Origin of the sequence: Paraburkholderia sp. BR10872, assembly GCF_040965835.1 — a bacterium.
Classification (GTDB): Bacteria; Pseudomonadota; Gammaproteobacteria; order Burkholderiales; family Burkholderiaceae; genus Paraburkholderia; species Paraburkholderia nodosa_A.
Genome location: NZ_JBFRCN010000039.1, coordinates 49414 through 67867, shown reverse-complemented (window position 1 = coordinate 67867; position 18454 = coordinate 49414). Strand labels below are relative to the sequence as shown.

Sequence of the window (18454 nt, the reverse complement as noted above, 5' to 3'; positions counted from 1 at the left end):
GAGGAGGAGACAACTCATGACCTTCAAGACAAAGACCACGATCCTTGCGGCCCTGTCCCTGGCCGCACCCTTGTTCGCCGGACAGGCTCAAGCCGCCGGCCTCATCAGCATCATCGTCAACGATCCTGCGAACCCGTACTGGCTGGCCGAAGGCAACATCGCTTCTGCCGAAGCCAAAAGGCTCGGCTACACCGCGAATGTTTCCGCGTCGAAGGGCGACACGAATACCGAGAGTCAGCAGATCGACACCGCCATCACCAACAAGTCGGTCGCGATCATTCTCGACCCGGCCAACGCGAGCGGTTCGGTTGGCGCCGTGAAGAAGGCGATCACCGCGAAGATTCCGGTGTTCCTCGTCAATGCGGAAATCAATCAGCCGGGCCTCGCCAAGGCGCAGCTGGTGTCGAACAACGCTCAAGGCGCCGCCCTGGGCGCCCAGCAATGGGTCAAGGACGTCGGCTCGAAAGACAACTACGTCGAACTGCTCGGCGCGCCGTCCGACAACAACGCCGCGACGCGCTCGAACGGCTACAAATCGGTGCTGAGTCAGTATCCGGATCTGAAGATGGTGGGCTCGCAAGTGGCCAACTGGGATCGCACACAAGGTTTCAACGCCACGCAGAGCCTGATGCAGGCGCATCCGGACGTTATCGGTGTCATCAGCGGCAACGACGAAATGGCGCTCGGCGCGATCGCCGCGCTCAAGCAGGCAGGCAAGCTCAAGAGCGTGAAGGTCGGCGGCTTCGACGGTTCGCCCGCAGCAGTCGACGCGGTCAAGGCCGGCGAGTTGCAATACACCGTGCTTCAGCCGGTCGCCGAGTTCTCGGCCAAAGCGGTGCAGGAAGCAGATCAGTACCTGAAAACCGGCAAGACGGGCGCATCGAGCGAGAAGCAGCTGTTCGATTGCGTGCTGATCACCAAGGCGAACGCGTCGAAGTACACCGCGCCGTTCGTGCTGTCGAAGTGAGTTGACTGGCGTATTGATCACTGTGCCGGGACTGGCGGGTCGAGCCACTCCCGCCGGTTCCGGCGCGACATGCGCTGTGAGACGTGAGCGCATAGGCGCAACAAGGTAACCATGACTGATTCGCTCTTTTGGGTCGGCACGAGCTGGAAGATGAACAAGACGCTGGCGGAAGCGATCGCTTTTGCCGAGCGCATGTTTGCCAGCCCCGACGACCCGCGAATTCAGTGCTTCGTGATTCCGCCTTTCACCGCGATTCGGGAAGTCAAATCCATTCTTGCGGAGACGGACATCAAGGTCGGCGCGCAAAACATGCATTGGGCCGAGCACGGCGCCTGGACCGGTGAGATAGCGCCGCCGATGCTGGTCGATTGCGGCATGGACCTCGTCGAACTCGGTCATTCCGAACGGCGCGAGCATTTCGGCGAAACTGACGACACCGTTGGCCTCAAGGTCGAGGCAGCCGTGCGCCATGGGCTGACGCCGTTGATCTGTGTTGGCGAGACGCTCGCCGACAAGCAAAGCGGCCGCGCTGCAGAAGTGCTGGCTGGCGAGGTCCGCGCTGCGCTGGCAAGACTCAGTACGGAACAGCGCGCAGCGCCGATTCTGCTCGCGTACGAGCCGGTGTGGGCCATTGGCGAACGTGGTGTTCCCGCCAGCCCCGAGTACGCCGATGCGCGACAGGCGGAAATCATTCAGGTCGCGCAGGCGATTCTCGGCCGCCGCATCCCGTGCCTGTACGGCGGCTCGGTCAACCCCGACAACTGCGCGGAGCTCACCGCCTGCCCGAATATCGATGGGCTCTTCATCGGCCGTTCGGCGTGGGATGTGAGCGGGTATCTGGACATATTGAAGCGCGTCGGGGCAGTGCTCTGACCTCGATGCGGGCTTGCCAACCCTTATTCTCAAGGAGATCGTCATGAAAGTGGCCATTGGAGGCGACAGTGCCGGAGTCGGATTGGCCCGGGTGCTGGCCGACTATCTGAAAGATCGTTTCGACGTTTTCGAAGTGTCGAGCAACGAAGCGAATCCGAACGAGTTTTACGCCAATCTCTCGGACCGCGTGGCGTCGGGCGTGATCAGCGGCGCATATGACCGCGCGATTCTCGTGTGCGGCACCGGCATCGGTGTCAGCATTTCGGCGAACAAGGTGCCGGGCATTCGCGCCGCGCTGTGCCACGACACCTATTCGGCGGAACGCGCGGCGCTCTCGAACAATGCGCAGATCATCACAATGGGTTCGCGCGTGATCGGGCCGGAGGTGGCCAAGGCCATTGCCGACGCGTTTCTGGACAACACGTTCGACGAAAACGGGCGTAGCGCGGGGAACGTCGCGGCGATCAACGAAGTGGATTCGAAATATCACCACCGGTAACTCGACGGATTTCCCAGCGCGGCTGGGTGTCGTCAGCGCTTGCGATCGACACGGCGCGCAAAATACTCGCCGACCAGCTGAATCACCGATACGAGCGCGACCAGAATAAAGATCACGACGATCATTACCTGGGTCTCGTAGCGTTCGTAGCCATAGCGAATCGCCATGTCGCCAAGGCCGCCGCCCCCGACGGCGCCAGCCATCGCCGACATGTCGATCATCGCGATTGCCGTTACCGTGACGCCGCCGAGAATGCCCGGCAGCGCTTCGGGCAACAGCACGTGGTGGACGATCTGGGAGCGTTTGCAGCCCATCGCGCGCGCGGCTTCGATGAGCCCTGGCTCCACACCCCCGAGATTGACCTGGACGATGCGCGCAAAGAACGGAATCAGGTTCGCGCTCAACGGCACGACGGCAGCCCACGCGCCCAGCGTCGTACCGACAATGAAGCGCGTGACCGGCAGCAGTGCAACCAGCAGGATGATGAAGGGGATCGCGCGGAACATGTTGATGGCGGTCGAGAGCGCCTTGTGCAGTAACGGTCGCGGATAAAGTCCGCCTGGTGCGCTCACCGTGAGCACGATCGCGAGCAGCATGCCAGCGACGATCGCGATCAGCATGGAGGCACCCACCATGAGCAGGGTCTGCAGCAGGGCCTGCACGTAGCGGTCAGCCAGGGTTGGCGACATAACGTTTCACCTCGATGGAAGCATGCGCAATATCAGAATGCGGGAATCACCGACCCATTGAAGTGTGTCTGGATAAAGTGTCTGACTTCCTCTGACTGATACGCCTTGACGAGCTTCGGCACCCACGGCGCGTTGCGGTCCTGCTCGCGCACCGCGATGATGTTCACGTAGGGGTTGTGTTCCTTGTGCTCGACGGCGATGCCGTCACGCGTGGCGTACAGTCCCGCCTCGGACGCCACGTTATTGACGATGGCCGCGGCATCCACGTCGGGCAGCGAGCGCGCCTGGACCAGCGGGTCCGCCTCGACGAAATTCAGCTTGCGGGGGTTGGCGCGCACGTCCTGTAGCGAAGCGGTGCCGGTGTAGGGATCGAAGCCGTCGCGCAACGTGATGAGCTTGTGATCGCGCAGGATCACGAGGGCCCGGGTCTGGTTGCTCGGGTCGGCAGGAATGCTGATTGTTGCACCAACAGGAAGCGCCTCGAGCGACTTGTACTTCTTCGAATAGAAGCCGATGGGCGAAATATACGTGTCGCCAGCCGCCACGATCTTGTAGCCGCGCGACTTGACCTGATCGCGCAGATACGGAATGTGCTGGAAGGAATTGGCGTTCAGATCGCCGTTGTTCAGCGCCTCATTCGGGCTCGCGGTACCGCTGATGACGATGGCCTCCACGTCTAGCCCGTCCTTTTTTGCAACCTGCGTGACGACCTCCCAGATTTGCTCGTCTACGCCACCGGCCACGCCCACCTTGAGCGGCGTCGGCGTGCCGGCGGAGTAGGCGGGACCGCTGGCAAACGGCAGCACGAACGCGAGCGCGGCGAGAATGGGCAGAGTGCGTCGAATCACGAAGATGGCTCCGGGGTGAAAGGATGAGTTGATACGCCGGGCCATTATAGGAACGCGGATCTGCGTGGCACTACGAATGGATTGTCGAATGCTAATGACGCGCGGCGGTCCACCTATAGCCAGCAGGCCTGCTTAACGTGACGCGTTACGGTTGCCATGCGCCGCGATCGAAACGGGATGTAGACGAATTTTGGCTGATAGGCTTTTTAGTGGTTTGCTATATACTTTTCCAACTTTTCTTGTCCCGGGGCGACGACGCTGTGAAAAAAATCCTCCTCACCCTTGCCGCCTCGGTGGCAGCCTGTGCCATCTGGACGGTCGCCGCGCACGCGGAAGACCGCGAACTGGTTGTGGCATCGAGCGCGACCTATACACCGTTCGCGTTTGAAAACAAGGACAAGCAGATCGTAGGCTTTGACATCGACATCATCGACGCGATCGCGAGGCAGCAGCATATGAAACTGCGTATCGTGAACACGCCGTTCACGAGCATCTTCGCGTCGCTCAACAATGGCGACGTGGACCTGGTCATCTCCGGCGTCACGATCAACGATAAGCGTAAGCAGAGTTTTGACTTCTCGGCGCCGTATTTCGACGCACGCCAGTTGATTGCGGTCCCGAAGAACAGTCCCGTGAAGTCGTTGAAGGACCTGGATGGCAAGAAGGTCTCCGTGGTGAGCGGTTCCACGGCCGACGATGTCATGAGCCGTGAGGTGGGCAAGACCAACCCGAATATCCGACGTTTCGAGAGCACGCCGCTGATCATTTCCGAACTCGCCTCAGGTGGTGTAGACGCGGCAATTGGCGACAACGGTGTCATTGCGTACCGGGTATCGCAGAATCCTGGCCTCAAGACCGTGGAAGACGCGAATTTCCCCAAGGAATACTACGGAATCGTGGTCCGCAAAGGCGACAAGGCCCTGCTGGACAAGATTAACGCCGGGTTGGCTGCGATCCGCGCAGATGGCAGCTACAACGTGATCTACAAGAAGTGGTTCAACCAGGACTTCAAGCCGCAATAATGGCGTGATGCACCGGCGCGCGCCGGGCCCGCCCGCGCTTCAGCCTTTTATTGAAAGCGAGCATGGAAGACAGCAATCCGGTCATGTGGTTCGGCTGGTTCCGCCCGGACATCCTGGTGGAGTACAGGCAACTGTTCTGGGAGGGGGCGTTGGTCACCGTTGGCACGACGGTGGCCTGCGTGCTGATGGGCTGCGCCTTGGGCCTCTTGTTGGCGCTCGCGCGGCTTGCCGACGCGAGGCATCAGCCGTGGCGGGCGGCGTGCAAATATGTGCTGCGCTGGCCGTCTACGGCTTATGTGGGTTTCTTTCGCGGCACGCCGTTGTTCGTGCAGATCTTGCTGATGCATTTCGCGGTGATGCCGGTGTTCATCCATCCGGTGCACGGGCTGTTGATCAGCGGCGATCTGGCTCGAACCTTGAAGCAGAATCACGGGGCGCTGATCTCCGGCGTAGCGGCGCTGACGCTGAATTCCAGCGCCTATATCTCCGAGGTGTTTCGCGCAGGCATCCAGTCGATTGCGATCGGCCAGAGGCAGGCGGGCCAATCGCTGGGCATGACGCACGGACAGATGATGCGTTATGTTGTGATCCCCCAAGCCTTCCGGCGCATGCTGCCTCCACTGGGCAACAACGTGATATCGCTGCTCAAGGACACGTCGTTGATCTCGGCAATCGGTCTCGGTGAGATGGCTTACGCTGCACGCACAGTGGCCGGCGCTTACGGCCGCTATTGGGAGCCTTACCTGGCGATTGCCGCAGCATACTGGCTGATGACGTTGGCGCTGACAATGGGCCTGCGCAGGCTGGAGGATCACCTGGCGCGAACCGATCACGTCGCACGGTAACGCGATAGCTAAAGACTGACTGCAGCAGAGCGGGGTCGCCGCCAAGCTTCGCGATATCCCGAGTCACGCGCGGCGCTTCACACCCGGCAGTACGCAAAGCGCTTCATAAGCGAGATTGGCGGCAAGCAGGGCGGTAGTGCCGAAAGGATCGTACGGCGGCGCGACTTCGACCACATCCGCGCCCACCAGGTCGAGCCCCCATGCGCCACGAATGATTTCGAGGGCTTGCGGGACCGTCAGTCCTGCGATCTCCGGCGTGCCGGTACCGGGCGCGTACGCCGGGTCGATGCCGTCGATATCGAAACTCAGATACACCGGCCCTCCGCCAACGCGCTCGCGCACCTCTGCCATCAGCGGTTCGAGCGAGCGGTTCCAGCACTCCTCGGCCTGCACTACGCGAAAACCCTGTTCGCGGCACCAGTCGAAGTCTTCTGCGGCGTAGCCGGTGCCGCGCAGACCGATCTGCACCACACGCTGGCAGTCGAGCAGCCCTTCCTCGACCGCGCGGCGAAACGGTGTGCCGTGCGCAATCTTCTCGCCCATCATCGTGTCGTTGACATCCGCGTGCGCGTCGACGTGTATCAGGCCGACCTTGCCGTGCTTGCGATGAATGGCACGCAGGATCGGCAGCGTGATCGTATGGTCGCCGCCTAGCGTGACCGGCGTAGCGCCGTGGCTCAGGATGGCGTCGTAGGCCGTCTCGATCCGTGCGATCGAATCGGGGAGGTTGTACGGATTGATCGCGACATCGCCGATATCCGCGACGCGCAGCGAATCGAACGGCGCGGCGCGTGTCGCCATGTTGTACGGGCGCAGCAACACCGATTCGGTGCGAATCTGGCGCGGCCCGTAGCGCGCGCCGGTGCGATTCGATGTGCCCAGATCGAACGGCACGCCAACGAAGCAGGCATCGAGCCCTTCGGCGTTCTCCACGTTGGGCAGTCGCATCATCGTCGCGATCCCGCCGCAGCGCGGCATCGCGTTGCCGCCCAGGGGCTGGAAATATTCCATGTTCACGATTCGCTCCAGTTGCATTCAGTCAGATGCTTAAAAGCATTCGGTGAATGCATTTTCTGCGCGAGGGCGGGACACGAACAATCGAAAAAATTTCATGCGACGCATGTTCTCCCGTCATGGATCGGCGTAAACCCTCGCACCTCGCCGTGCATAGGCGGGTTTTCCTCAGGTCATGCAAGAAGCTCATGCACCGCATGAAAACATATCGATTGTCCGCGCCGCGCGGCGCCGCCGAGAATGGTTTGGACAACGACGCAGATGCGTGTGCATAGGCCAATCGGGCCGGCATCTGTATCGGACGGTACCAACCAGGAACGCGACCATCCATGAACTATCCGGAATTCACCGCCAGCTTCGAGGAAGCCGGCGCGCGGCCAATGCAATGGCCCCATACAACGGGCCAAACCTGCGGCGAGGCACTCGTCACCCTGCTCGAAGGATACGGCGTCCAGTACGTGTTCGGCATTCCGGGCGTGCATACGGTCGAGCTTTATCGGGGTCTCGCCGCTTCGTCCATCCGCCACGTCACGCCGCGCCATGAACAGGGCGCGGGCTTCATGTCGGACGGCTATGCACGCGTGACCGGAAAACCGGGCGTGTGCTTCATCATCACGGGGCCAGGCATGACAAACATCGCGACCGCGATGGCGCAGGCGTATGCCGACTCCATTCCGATGCTGGTGATATCGAGCGTGAATGCACGCCGCGAACTGGGCAACGGAGACGGACGCCTGCACGAACTGCCATCGCAGCGCGACGTATTCACTGGGCTCACCGCGTTCTCGCACACGCTGCTCGATGCTGCGGAACTGCCCCAGGTGCTGGCCCGCGCATTCGCCGTTTTCGGCGGCGCGCGGCCGCGTCCGGTGCACATCGAGATTCCGCTGGACGTAATCGTCGCACCCGCTCGCGGCATGAACCTGATGCCAGTCGTCCTGCCAGCGAGGCCGGCGGGGTGCCCGGTGGCCCTCGCTGCGGCGGCAGACCTGCTTGCCACGGCGCGTCGTCCACTGATTCTCGCTGGCGGTGGCGCGCTGCACGCCGCGGCCGAACTGCAGGAACTCGCCGAGCGCCTGCAGGCGCCGGTTGCGCTGACGATCAACGCCAAGGGCTTGCTGCCGCCCGAGCATCCGCTGTTGCTCGGCTCGACGCAATCGCTGCCGCCAACGCGGGCGCTGGCCCGCGAAGCGGACGTCGTGCTCGCGGTCGGCACCGAGTTGGGCGAAACCGACTACGACGTGGTGTTCGACGGCGGCTTTTCGATCGAGGGCCGGCTGATCCGCATCGACATCGACGCGCAGCAACTGATGCGCAACTTCAGTCCCGACGTGGCCATCCCCGCCGACTCGCGGCAAGCGCTTGGCAGCCTGTCGACGCGGCTGCATGAACGCATCATCTCGGCGCGTCAGCGCGAGTGGGGCGCGCAGCGGGTCGCGCTCGCGCGGCAGGCCGTGGAGGCCGGCTACGACGCGCCGACACGCTCGCAGAAGCGCCTTGTCGACACGATCACTGCCGCGTTGCCACACGTCATCATCGCGGGCGACTCGACCAGTCCCGTGTATGCGGGCAACTTCGTGCACGACGCACCGCAGCCGCGTTCATGGTTCAACTCGTCGACTGGCTACGGCACGCTGGGCTATGGGCTTCCCGCGGCGATTGGCGCGAAGCTCGCGGCGCCCGATCGCCCCGTGGTTTGCCTGATCGGCGACGGCGGTCTGCAGTTCACGCTGCCGGAACTCGCGAGCGCCGTGGAAGCCAGGGTACCCGTGGTGGTTCTCTTGTGGAACAACTTCGGCTACGGCGAGATTCGCCGCTACATGACGGCGCGCGACATCGTGCCGGTCGGCGTCGATATCCACACGCCGGATTTTCTCGCACTGGCGCGCGGTTTCGGCTGCGTGGCGGCTCGCGTGGATACGCCCGATGCACTTGCCGCCGAGCTGCAGCAAGCCGTATCGCGCGACATCCCGACCGTGGTCGAAGTGAACGAAGCCGACTGGTTTGCGCGGGTGCCGGCATGAAGCAGCATGAATGGTTCGGGCCGGGAGTGACCCTGCGTACGCAGCTCTACATCGACGGCTTCTGGTGCGCGGGCGAGGGCCGGCGGCGTCTGACGGTCGTCAACCCATCGACCGAAGAAACGATTGCCCACGTCGAGGCTGGCAACGCCGCCGATGTCGATTGCGCGGTGCGTGCCGCCGCGCGGGCCTTCCGCACCTGGAAGAAGACAACCGGCGCGCAGCGAGCAGCCTTGCTGCGTGCGATCGCGAGCGGCGTGAGCGACCGGCGCGAGCATCTGGCGGCGCTGCAGTCGCTCAACAACGGCAAACCGCTGGAGGAAGCGCGAATCGACGTGAGCGACGTGATTGCCACGTTCGAGTACTACGCGGGCCTCGCCGAACAACTCGACGCAGTCGGCGAGTCCGTGGTTGCCATTCCCAGCGACGACTATCGGGCGAGCGTCCTGCGCGAGCCGGCGGGCGTGGTCGCGCTGATCGTGCCGTGGAATTTCCCGATGGTCACGACGGCGTGGAAGCTCGCGCCTGCGCTTGCGGCCGGCTGCACGGTCATTCTCAAGCCATCCGAAATAACGCCCCTGCCTGAGCTGGAGCTTGCGGCAATCATCGCGGAGGCCGGTGTGCCGAGAGGCGTGGTCAACGTCGTGACGGGCACGGGCACCGAAGTCGGGGCGCCGTTGGCGTCACACCCGCTCGTCGCGAAGGTTTCCTTTACCGGCAGCACTGCGGTTGGGGCGCAGGTCATGAAAACCGCTGCGGATACGATCAAAGGCGTGAGTCTGGAACTGGGCGGAAAGTCCTCCATTATCGTGTTCGCCGATGCGGACCTCGATCTCGCCACCGACCTCGTTGCGGGCGGCGCGTTCTTCAATGCCGGCCAGATGTGCTCGGCCACTTCGCGCGTACTGGTCGAGCGACCGATAGCGGACGCACTCGCGGCGCGGCTCGCCGACCGCGCAACGCGCACATTCGTCGGCGATCCTTTCCAGCCCGGCGTGCAGATGGGGCCACTCACCAACCGCGCGCAGTACGACCGCGTGCAGCGCTACATCGCGCGCGGCAAGGCCGACGGCGCGCGTCTCGTGATCGAAGGCGAGGCGCCAGCCGGTCCCGGCTACTTTGTGAAACCGACGATGTTCGTCGATATCCCGGCCGAAAGCCCGCTGTGGCGCGACGAGATCTTCGGCCCCGTGCTGTGTCTGCGCAGCTTCGATACCGAGGACGAGGCCATCGGCGCGGCCAACGATACCGAGTTCGGCCTGGTCGCCACGGTCGTCACGCGTGACGCCGGGCGGGGCAGGCGCGTGGCGGCCGAACTGGAAGCGGGCGTCGTCTGGATCAACGCGCCGCAGGTCATCTTTCCTCAGACCTCATGGGGCGGCTACAAGCGCAGCAGCATCGGGCGCGAGCTGGGTCCGTTCGGGCTCGCCGCCTTTCAGGAAATCAAGCAGGTGCTCATGCCTGCCGGGGCCGGCGCGGCTCCGGAAAACGTTCGCGGTGCATGAGCTTTTGTCATGGCGCGCATGCAGAGATTTCGTTTGTTGCGGGTTTTTGACGCACGTAGAGTCCATTCACGCAGCACGTTCGCGTGATTTTTGGTAATGGCAGCGCGCATCGGGCAGCGCCCATACGGTTCAATCAGGAGATGACCATGCAGGGGATCAAGCTGGGGAGAAGGCAGGCCATTCAGGCAATCGGCACGGCTCTGGCGGCATCGGCCTTGCCCATGCCATTCATCAGTACTGCCAGGGCACAGGAAAAGAGCTATGCGGGCAAGACCCTGCGGCTGCTCACCTGGTCCGACGACACCGGCGCAGCGGCCTTGCGCAACATCGCCGCCACGTTCAGCCAGAAGACCGGCGCGCAGGTCATCGCCGACCGCGCCGATGGCACCTCCGGCATGGTCGCGAAACTCAAGGCGGCCGGCGACCGGCCGACCTACGACGTGATCACGCTTGCCGGGGTCGGCGCCTCCGGTCTCGCCGATGCGGGCCTGCTGATGAAGCCGGATCTGAACAAGCTGCCCAACCTGAAAGACGTCGCGCCGCAATACCGCACGGGCGCCAATGGATTCGGCGTCGGCTACCTGCTGTGGTCGGACGGCCTCGTCTACAACACGTCCACCGTGAAGGCCGCCCCCTCGACGTACGAAGCCCTTTGGGATCCGAAGTATGCGGGACGCCTGTTCCTGCCGCCGCCCGAGTGGGCTGAAGCGGTCGATCTCGCGATCATCGCCGCGAAGATGGCGGGCGGTTCGCAGCAGAACATCGATCCGGGGTTCAAGAAGCTCGCCCAGTTGAAGGACCGCGTGCTGACGCTCGGCGAAAACCCGAACCAGGTCGCCGACCTGTTCCGCACCGGCTCGCTCGACATCGGCGGCATCTATGCACCGGCATTCTTCCCGGAGCAGATCCGCAAGCCCGAGTACAAGATGGCCGTGACCTATGGCATGAAAGAGGGCTTCGCAACCCAGCTGATGTTTACGGTGATTCCGAAGTCGCATCCCGGCGATGTCGATCTCATCCACGCCTTCATCGATCATTCGCTCGATGCCGGCGTGCAGGGCCGCATGGCCGCCGACGTGCTCAACGGTCCGGTGAACTCGCGCGCGGTCATTCCCGCCGAAAGCCGCGCCTTCGTGCCGTCGCCGCAGCAGATCGCCGAGAAGGCCGTGCTCCACGACGACAAGGCGCTCGCCGCGTTGCAGCCTGCGTGGATCAAGCGCTTCACCGAGATCTTTTCCGCGTAAGCGCCATGTCAGCCCTCTCTTCACATCGCGCGGGCACGCCGGCGCAGGCCGGCGAATCGACAGCCCAGCCCGGCACCGCAACGGCGCTGCCGCGTGTGCCGCCGTTGCTGCTGCTCGCGCCGATCCTCGCGTTTCTCGCCGTGCTGATCGCGGCGGCGCTCGCCGTGCTGCGCATGAGCTTTGGTGTGCCAGGCAACGAGTGGCATGCCTTCACGCTGCAGAATTACGTCGACCTCGGGGACGCCTACTTCCTGCGCTCGCTCTGGCTGACCTTGCGGCTGGCTTTCCAGAGCATGATCGTCGCCGTCGTGCTGGCGATTCCCGTGGCACTCGCGATGGCGCGTACGCAGTCGCGCACCGCGCGGCGCCTCCTGCTGGCCGGTGTGCTGCTGCCGCTGCTGGTCAATCTGCTGCTGCAGGGCTACGGGTGGCTCGTGATGCTGGGGCCGGCGGGCCTCGTCAATCACGTGCTCATGGCCACCGGCCTGATCGGGCGTCCGGTGTTGTGGCTGTATCGCGAGAACGGCGTGCTGCTCGGACTGATTCAAACGGCGTTCCCGCTCGCCGTGCTTCCCATCTCGAGCGCGATGCGTGCGGTGTCGCGCTCGTACGAAGAGGCGGCGGCTACCCTCGGCGCAAGCCGCTGGCAGACGATGCGCCACGTGATGCTGCCGCTGGCGATGCCTGGCATCGTCTCGGGCGCGCTGCTCGTGTTCGCCTATAACGCAAGCGCGTTCGCGGTGCCATTGCTGCTGGGCGGACGCCGCGTGCCGATGCTCGCCGTGCTCGTGCACGATCAGGTCGCGCCGTTGCTGAACTGGCCGGCCGCGTCTGCCTCGGGTGTCGTTCTGATGGCCGCGACGCTTGCGGTGATGGCCATCTCGCAACGACTGGTGCGCAACCTGCAACGCCACGCGGAGTCCCGCTCATGAATGCCTTGCGTATTCCCCTGACGATGCCCGGCCGCCTCAGCCGCGTGACCGGATGGTTCGCGACGATCGTGGTCTTTCTCGCCGCGCTGCCGATTCTGACGATGATCACGATGTCGTTCGGCAATTCGGACACGCTCGAATTTCCGCCACAGAGCTTCGGCCTGCACTGGTATCGGGCCGCATGGCACACGTTCGTGTCGCCCGATGCGAGCGATGTGCTGTCCATGGGCACGGCGCTCACGACGAGCCTCATCGTCGCGGTCTCGACGATGTTCATCGCCGCCGCCGTTTCCGTGCCCGCTGCCTACGCGCTCTCGCGCTACCGCTTTCGCGGCAAGGCCGTGATCGAGCAACTGGTCGCGCTGCCGCTCGTCTATCCGCTCGTGATGCTGGGGCTTTCGCTGCTGCTCGTCTTCAATGTCCTGCCGGTGGAACTGGGCATGGGGCGGCTCGTCATTGCGCACGTCATCCTGGCGCTGCCGTTCACGGTGAAGAACTGCGCGGCATCGGTTGCGTCGATCGGACCGGAGTTCGAGGAAGCCGCCTGCGTGATGGGTGCGAGCCCGCGGCGTGCGCTCGTCGACGTCGTGCTGCCGCTCATGCGTCCCGGCATTCTCGCCGGCATGCTCTTCGCGTTCATCATTTCGTTTAACGAATTCACGGTGACGTTCTTCCTCTACGGCATCAACACGATGACGCTGCCGGTCTGGCTCTACAGCCGCACCGTTTCGTCGCTCGACCCAACCGTGTTTTCGTTCGCGGTCTTCATCGTGCTGATCGACTTCGCCTTGATCTGGCTGCTCGAAAAGCTCGTCGGCGACGAAGGCGTGGCGCTCTGATCGCCGCCCCTCACGCGGTCCCCGGGCACAAAGGAACTCTCATGACTCATCTGTCTTTGCAGGCCATCACCAAGCGCTTTCACAACGCGTTCGCGGTCGACCACGTCGATCTCAACGTTCCGGACGGCAAGCTGGTGTGTTTTCTCGGGCCTTCGGGCTGCGGCAAGACAACCCTGCTGCGTATCATCGCGGGCCTGGAGACGCCGACTTCCGGATTGGTGATGTTCGCGGGGCGCGACCTCACGCAGGTGCCGGCCAACCGGCGCGACTTCGGCATGGTGTTTCAGTCGCTCGCGCTGTTCCCGCATATGACCGTTGCCGCCAATGTCGCCTATCCGCTGCGTTTGCGTGGCGTCGACAAGCGCGCACAAGCGAAGCGCGTGGCCGAACTGCTCGACCTGATCCAGCTTCCGCACATGGCGAACCGGCCCGTTACGCAGCTTTCCGGCGGGCAGCGCCAGCGCGTGGCGATTGCGCGTGCGATTGCCTCGTCGCCGAAACTGCTGCTGCTCGACGAGCCGCTTTCGGCGCTCGATGCGAAGCTGCGTGAAGCGATGCAGGTCGAGATTCGCCTGCTGCAACAGCGGCTTGGCATCACGACGATCATGGTCACGCATGACCAGCGCGAAGCGATGACGATGGCCGACGAGATCGTCGTGATGCAGAAAGGGCGCATCGCCCAGGTCGGCAGGCCGCTCGACATCTACCGCGATCCCGTGAATGAATTCGTGGCGGACTTCATCGGCCTCGGCAACATCTTGCCCGTGACGCTCGAAGCCGACGCCGGCATCGCGCTGCCGGGCGGCCAGCGGATCGCCGTCAATGCCGCGATGCGCGCGCCGGAGCGCTCGGGCGACATCCGCCTGCTGATTCGTCCAGAAGACGTGTGTGTGCGGCCGATGACTGCGAATCCCGGTCCGAACGTCGTGGCCGGCAAGGTGACGTTTGTTCGCGACGTGGGCGCGCAGATCGAAGCGACGATCGATTGTGACGGCTTCACGCTCACTGCCGCTACCACGCCTCGCGAGACGCCGGACCTCGAAGTGGGGCGACCCGTGCTCGCCGAGATGCCGGCCCACGCGTGCAGGCTGATTCCGGCGCATACCACGCACTGAAATTTCGCGTCGAAATTTTTACCCCCAAAGAAGCAGTTGGAAGGAGACATCCGTCATGAACACCACTCACGTCACCACGAACCCCATGCAGCGCCTCGCGGCTCGCACCATCGCAGCCTTCGCGCTTGCCGGCATGGCCGGCCTCAGCGCGTTCGCGCCGCTCGCGCATGCGGACGCGCTCGACACGATTGCGAGATCGGGCGTCGTGCGTGTCGGCGTATTCGAGGACTATCCGCCGTTTGGATCGATCGGACCCGACATGAAGCCGCAGGGCTACGACATCGACGTGGCCAATCTGATCGGCAAGGCCCTGAATGCGAAGGTCGAACTCGTGCAGGTGACGGGCGACAACCGCATGGCCTATCTGGCGGATCACAAAGCGGACATGCTGCTTTCAGTTGGCCAGACGCCCGAGCGCGCGAAGGTCATCGACTTCTCGCAGCCGTATGCGCCGTACTATCTCGCGGTATTCGGGCCGAAATCGCTGGCGGTGAAGAATGCGGGCGATCTGGCCGGCAAGACGGTCGCCGTCGCGCGCGGCACGCTCGAAGATCTGAGCGTGTCCAAGGTGGCGCCGCCTTCCGCGGTCATCAAGCGCTTTGACGACCCGAACGGCGCGATTTCCGCATTCCTCTCCGGTCAGGCCCAACTGCTCGTGGTTGGCAATGACGTTGGCGCGACGATCATGGCCCGTCATCCCGCCAACGATCCGGAGCAGAAGTTCTCCTTGTTCAGCTCGCCAGATCACGTGGGCCTGAACAAGAACGAGCCGCGCCTGAAGCAGAAGGTCGACGACGCCATCGCGGCCGCAAAGAAGGACGGCTCGATGAACGCCATCTCGCTCAAGTGGCTGCGTGCTCCGCTGCCGGCCAGTCTTTGATGCGCTCCGGCTCCCGCTTACCTGAACGACAGACGGCGCAGCGATGACTTACACATTCGACTTTAGTGACTTCGGTCTCTACGCGGGTATGCTCGCGCGCGGCGTGGAAGTGACGCTAGGCCTGACGGCGGTCTCGACCGTGCTGGGCGGCCTGCTCGGCATTGCCGGCGCGAGCCTTGCCGTTGCGGGCCCGAGGTGGGTGCGCGCGCTGGTTGCGTCCTACGTCGAGCTGATTCGCAATACGCCTTTTCTCGTGCAGCTCTTCTTCGTGTTTTTCGGGCTGCCGGGTCTGGGCGTGCAGATCAACGAGATGCAGGCGGCGTTTTTGGCGATGACCGTCAATCTGGGGGCCTACGCGACCGAGATCGTGCGCGCCGGCATCGACTCGGTCCCTCGCGGCCAGCGCCAGGCGGCCATGGCGCTCGGGTTGCAGGGGCGGCAGGTTTTCCGCCATGTCGTGCTGCCCCAGGCGCTCGCCAACGTCTTTCCGGCGCTGCTGGGCCAGGTGCTGATCGTGATGCTCGGCTCGGCCGTCGTCTCGCAGATTTCCGTGCCCGACCTGACGTACGCAGCCAACTTCATCCAGTCGCGCAACTTCCGCTCGTTCGAGAGCTACGTGATCGTCACGGTGATCTACCTTCTGCTGTCGATCGTCCTGCGGTTGCTCATCAACCGGCTCGGCAAGGGCCTCTTCGCCGGACGCACGGCACGCGGCGCCGGCGCCTCACGCACAACCCTGCGCGCGTGGTTTTCCGGTCGCGTCCGCATGGCTGCATCCGGCCTTTCGAAGGAGCGTTCGTAATGGTCGAGTTCACTCTCTGGGACATCGCGCGCAATCTGCTGCTGGCCGCGCGCTGGACCGTCCTGCTCTCGCTTTGTGCGTTCGTTGGAGGCGGCATCGCGGGCCTCGTGCTGCTGGCGATGCGCGTGTCGCCGTTGGCCTGGCTGCGTCGCATTGCCGTGCTGTACGTCGAACTGTTCCAGGGCACGCCACTGCTGATGCAGCTCTTCCTCGCGTTCTTCGGGCTGCCGCTCGTGGGAATCGAAGTGTCGCCGTGGCTCGCCGCAACGGTGACGCTCACGCTCTACACGAGCGCCTACCTGGCCGACATCTGGCGCGGCTGCGTCGAAGCCGTGCCACGAGGGCAGTGGAGCGCCGCGGCCAGCCTCGGCATGACATGGCCTCAGCAACTGCGTTACGTCGTCTGGCCGCAGGCATGGAAGATCGCCGTGCCGCCCACGGTCGGCTTTCTCGTGCAGGTGGTGAAGAGTACGGCGCTCACCTCGATCATCGGCCTGACCGAGCTGACCAAGACCGGGACCATGATCACGAACGCCGTGTTTCGTCCGTTCCCGATCTACGCGATGGTCGCGCTGCTGTACTTCGCGATGTGCTTTCCGCTCACGTGGTACGCACGTGTGCTCGAAGGCCGCCACCAGCGTGCCCGTCACCGCTGAACGCATGAACTTCAACGCTTTTCAGAAGCAGGTTTCCACATGATTACCATTAGCAACGTATCGAAGTGGTACGGTCAGTTCCAGGTGCTCACTGACTGCACGACGGAAGTGAAAAAAGGTGAAGTCGTCGTGGTATGCGGGCCGTCGGGCTCGGGAAAATCGACGCTCATCAAGACGGTCAACGGCCTCGAACCGTTTCAGAACGGCGAGATCAGGATCAACGGCGAGTCGGTCGGCGACAGGAAGACCAATCTGTCGAAGCTGCGCTCGAAAGTGGGCATGGTTTTTCAGCATTTCGAACTCTTCCCGCATATGTCGATTACCGAAAACCTCACGCTCGCACAGGTGAAGGTGCTTGGCCGGCACAAGGAAGAGGCCGCGCAAAAGGCCCTGGGGCTGCTGCATCGCGTGGGCTTGCGCGCTCACGCGGACAAGTTTCCTGCCCAGCTCTCCGGCGGTCAGCAGCAGCGTGTCGCAATCGCCCGCGCGTTGTCGATGGACCCGATTGCGATGCTGTTCGACGAGCCAACCTCGGCACTCGATCCGGAGATGATCAACGAGGTGCTGGACGTGATGGTCGAACTCGCCCAGGAAGGCATGACGATGATGTGCGTCACGCACGAGATGGGCTTCGCGAAGAAGGTGGCGAATCGCGTGATCTTCATGGACCAGGGGTGTATCGTCGAAGACGATCTCAAGGAGGCGTTCTTTGCGCAGCCGAAGTCCAGTCGCGCGAAGGACTTCCTTTCAAAGATCCTTCACTAGCCTGCTTCCGTCAAAGCGGAAACGCGAATCCCCCATGCGACGCCTTCCTCCACTCAACGCACTGCAGGTATTCGAAGTGGTCGCGCGCCACCGCAGCTTCACGTGTGCTGCAGAACACCTGTGTCTCACGCAGGGCGCTGTGAGCCGACAGATCCTCTCGCTGGAGGACTACTACAAGTTTTCGCTTTTCATCAGAGGAAAGAAGGGGCTCACGCTGACGACCGAAGCCGAGATGCTGCTGCCCGTCGTGAGGGAGGGCCTCGCACGCATCGAGGAGACGTCGGCGCGCTTGACGCGGCAGCGCACCGATCTCGCCATGAAGGTGCCGACCTGCATCATGCGTTGGATGTTGCCAAGAATCATGCGGTTTCAGGGCGAGCACCCAGACTTGCTGGTGCAGATTACGGCAACCTGGCAGCATGACGTCGACTTCCAGGCCGAGCCGTTCGACGCCGCGATCATCTACGGTTCGTCCCCGGGCGCCGATGTTCACGCGGTGCCGCTCTTCGACGAGCAGATCACGCCGGTATGCGCGCCGGAACTGCTGAACAGCAAGCCGCTCGCACAGTTCGACGATCTCTCGCAATTTACGCTGCTGCATCCGACGCGAGACCATCGTGACTGGAGACAGTGGCTCGATCAGGTTGGCGCGACCCAGGTGGACGCAAACATGGGTCCGAGTTTCGAAACGCTCGATCTGGCCACGAACGCGGCCATGCAAGGCTTCGGCATTGCGATCGGCGACCGCACGCTGGTCGACGACGACCTCGTGGCGAAGCGGCTTGTCATGCCGTTCGACACGGTGATCGAAACGGGCGCGCGCTATTACTTTGTCTATCCCGAGTGCGTGGCACATCAGCCGAAGGTGAAGCTCTTCAGCGAGTGGATGGCACGCAATCACCAACGACAACCGGCGATTGCGCCGGTATAGCAACCGC

19 protein-coding genes are annotated in these 18454 nt (G+C 63.5%); 16 read left to right on the top strand and 3 right to left on the bottom strand.

Features of this window, described 5'->3' with window-relative positions; genetic code table 11:
• Positions 1-16: 16 nt before the first annotated feature.
• From AB4Y43_RS26940 to AB4Y43_RS26930, 3 genes are all read left to right on the top strand, one after another.
• Positions 17-967, top strand: a complete 951-nt coding sequence (locus AB4Y43_RS26940) for a D-ribose ABC transporter substrate-binding protein (protein ID WP_368729180.1) — start codon at positions 17-19, stop codon at positions 965-967.
• Positions 968-1078: 111 nt separating this feature from the next.
• Positions 1079-1840, top strand: a complete 762-nt coding sequence (locus AB4Y43_RS26935; RefSeq protein ID WP_069267211.1) for a triose-phosphate isomerase — start codon at positions 1079-1081, stop codon at positions 1838-1840.
• 43 nt (positions 1841-1883) lie between these two features.
• A complete protein-coding gene (locus AB4Y43_RS26930; protein ID WP_069267212.1) occupies positions 1884-2339 on the top strand; it encodes an RpiB/LacA/LacB family sugar-phosphate isomerase in 456 nt (151 codons plus the stop codon).
• Between the two features lie 32 nt (positions 2340-2371).
• Here AB4Y43_RS26930 and AB4Y43_RS26925 read toward each other — a convergent pair whose 3' ends face one another.
• Both AB4Y43_RS26925 and AB4Y43_RS26920 read right to left on the bottom strand, forming a co-directional pair.
• Complete coding sequence (locus AB4Y43_RS26925; RefSeq protein ID WP_069267213.1) at positions 2372-3028, bottom strand: methionine ABC transporter permease; 657 nt, start codon at positions 3026-3028, stop codon at positions 2372-2374.
• Between the two features lie 32 nt (positions 3029-3060).
• Positions 3061-3876 (bottom strand): MetQ/NlpA family ABC transporter substrate-binding protein, encoded by an 816-nt coding sequence (locus AB4Y43_RS26920; RefSeq protein ID WP_368729179.1) that lies wholly within the window; start codon positions 3874-3876, stop codon positions 3061-3063.
• A gap of 293 nt (positions 3877-4169) precedes the next feature.
• Between AB4Y43_RS26920 and AB4Y43_RS26915 the strand changes: the two genes are divergently transcribed.
• A complete protein-coding gene (locus AB4Y43_RS26915; RefSeq protein WP_368729194.1) occupies positions 4170-4898 on the top strand; it encodes a basic amino acid ABC transporter substrate-binding protein in 729 nt (242 codons plus the stop codon).
• 62 nt (positions 4899-4960) lie between these two features.
• On the top strand, positions 4961-5743 hold the full coding sequence (locus AB4Y43_RS26910) for an amino acid ABC transporter permease (protein WP_368729178.1): 783 nt from the start codon (positions 4961-4963) through the stop codon (positions 5741-5743).
• A gap of 63 nt (positions 5744-5806) precedes the next feature.
• Here AB4Y43_RS26910 and speB read toward each other — a convergent pair whose 3' ends face one another.
• Positions 5807-6760 (bottom strand): agmatinase, encoded by a 954-nt coding sequence (gene speB / locus AB4Y43_RS26905; protein ID WP_368729177.1) that lies wholly within the window; start codon positions 6758-6760, stop codon positions 5807-5809.
• A 326-nt stretch (positions 6761-7086) separates the two neighbouring features.
• On the opposite strand from speB, the gene AB4Y43_RS26900 reads away from it, so the two are divergent.
• From AB4Y43_RS26900 to AB4Y43_RS26850, 11 genes are all read left to right on the top strand, one after another.
• Complete coding sequence (locus tag AB4Y43_RS26900) at positions 7087-8781, top strand: 5-guanidino-2-oxopentanoate decarboxylase (protein WP_368729176.1); 1695 nt, start codon at positions 7087-7089, stop codon at positions 8779-8781.
• On the top strand, positions 8778-10283 hold the full coding sequence (locus tag AB4Y43_RS26895; protein ID WP_368729175.1) for an aldehyde dehydrogenase family protein: 1506 nt from the start codon (positions 8778-8780) through the stop codon (positions 10281-10283). The genes AB4Y43_RS26900 and AB4Y43_RS26895 overlap by 4 nt, the downstream gene beginning before the upstream one ends.
• A gap of 146 nt (positions 10284-10429) precedes the next feature.
• Positions 10430-11527 (top strand): PotD/PotF family extracellular solute-binding protein, encoded by a 1098-nt coding sequence (locus tag AB4Y43_RS26890; RefSeq protein ID WP_368619668.1) that lies wholly within the window; start codon positions 10430-10432, stop codon positions 11525-11527.
• 5 nt (positions 11528-11532) lie between these two features.
• Positions 11533-12459: an ABC transporter permease gene (locus AB4Y43_RS26885; protein WP_368619669.1), complete on the top strand. Its 927-nt coding sequence runs from the start codon at positions 11533-11535 to the stop codon at positions 12457-12459.
• Positions 12456-13298 (top strand): ABC transporter permease, encoded by an 843-nt coding sequence (locus tag AB4Y43_RS26880; protein WP_368729174.1) that lies wholly within the window; start codon positions 12456-12458, stop codon positions 13296-13298. Before AB4Y43_RS26885 ends, AB4Y43_RS26880 begins: the two co-directional genes overlap by 4 nt.
• A 41-nt stretch (positions 13299-13339) precedes the next feature.
• Positions 13340-14413 (top strand): ABC transporter ATP-binding protein, encoded by a 1074-nt coding sequence (locus AB4Y43_RS26875; RefSeq protein ID WP_368729173.1) that lies wholly within the window; start codon positions 13340-13342, stop codon positions 14411-14413.
• A gap of 85 nt (positions 14414-14498) precedes the next feature.
• Positions 14499-15293, top strand: a complete 795-nt coding sequence (locus AB4Y43_RS26870; RefSeq protein WP_368729193.1) for a transporter substrate-binding domain-containing protein — start codon at positions 14499-14501, stop codon at positions 15291-15293.
• A 43-nt stretch (positions 15294-15336) separates the two neighbouring features.
• Complete coding sequence (locus tag AB4Y43_RS26865; RefSeq protein WP_368729172.1) at positions 15337-16095, top strand: amino acid ABC transporter permease; 759 nt, start codon at positions 15337-15339, stop codon at positions 16093-16095.
• Positions 16095-16751 (top strand): amino acid ABC transporter permease, encoded by a 657-nt coding sequence (locus AB4Y43_RS26860; protein ID WP_069267222.1) that lies wholly within the window; start codon positions 16095-16097, stop codon positions 16749-16751. Before AB4Y43_RS26865 ends, AB4Y43_RS26860 begins: the two co-directional genes overlap by 1 nt.
• Positions 16752-16790: 39 nt before the next feature.
• Positions 16791-17516 (top strand): amino acid ABC transporter ATP-binding protein, encoded by a 726-nt coding sequence (locus AB4Y43_RS26855; RefSeq protein WP_069267223.1) that lies wholly within the window; start codon positions 16791-16793, stop codon positions 17514-17516.
• Between the two features lie 34 nt (positions 17517-17550).
• The gene (locus AB4Y43_RS26850) at positions 17551-18447 is read left to right on the top strand and encodes a LysR substrate-binding domain-containing protein (RefSeq protein ID WP_368729171.1); all 897 of its coding nucleotides are present in this window, start codon (positions 17551-17553) and stop codon (positions 18445-18447) included.
• The last annotated feature ends 7 nt before the right edge of the window (positions 18448-18454 follow it).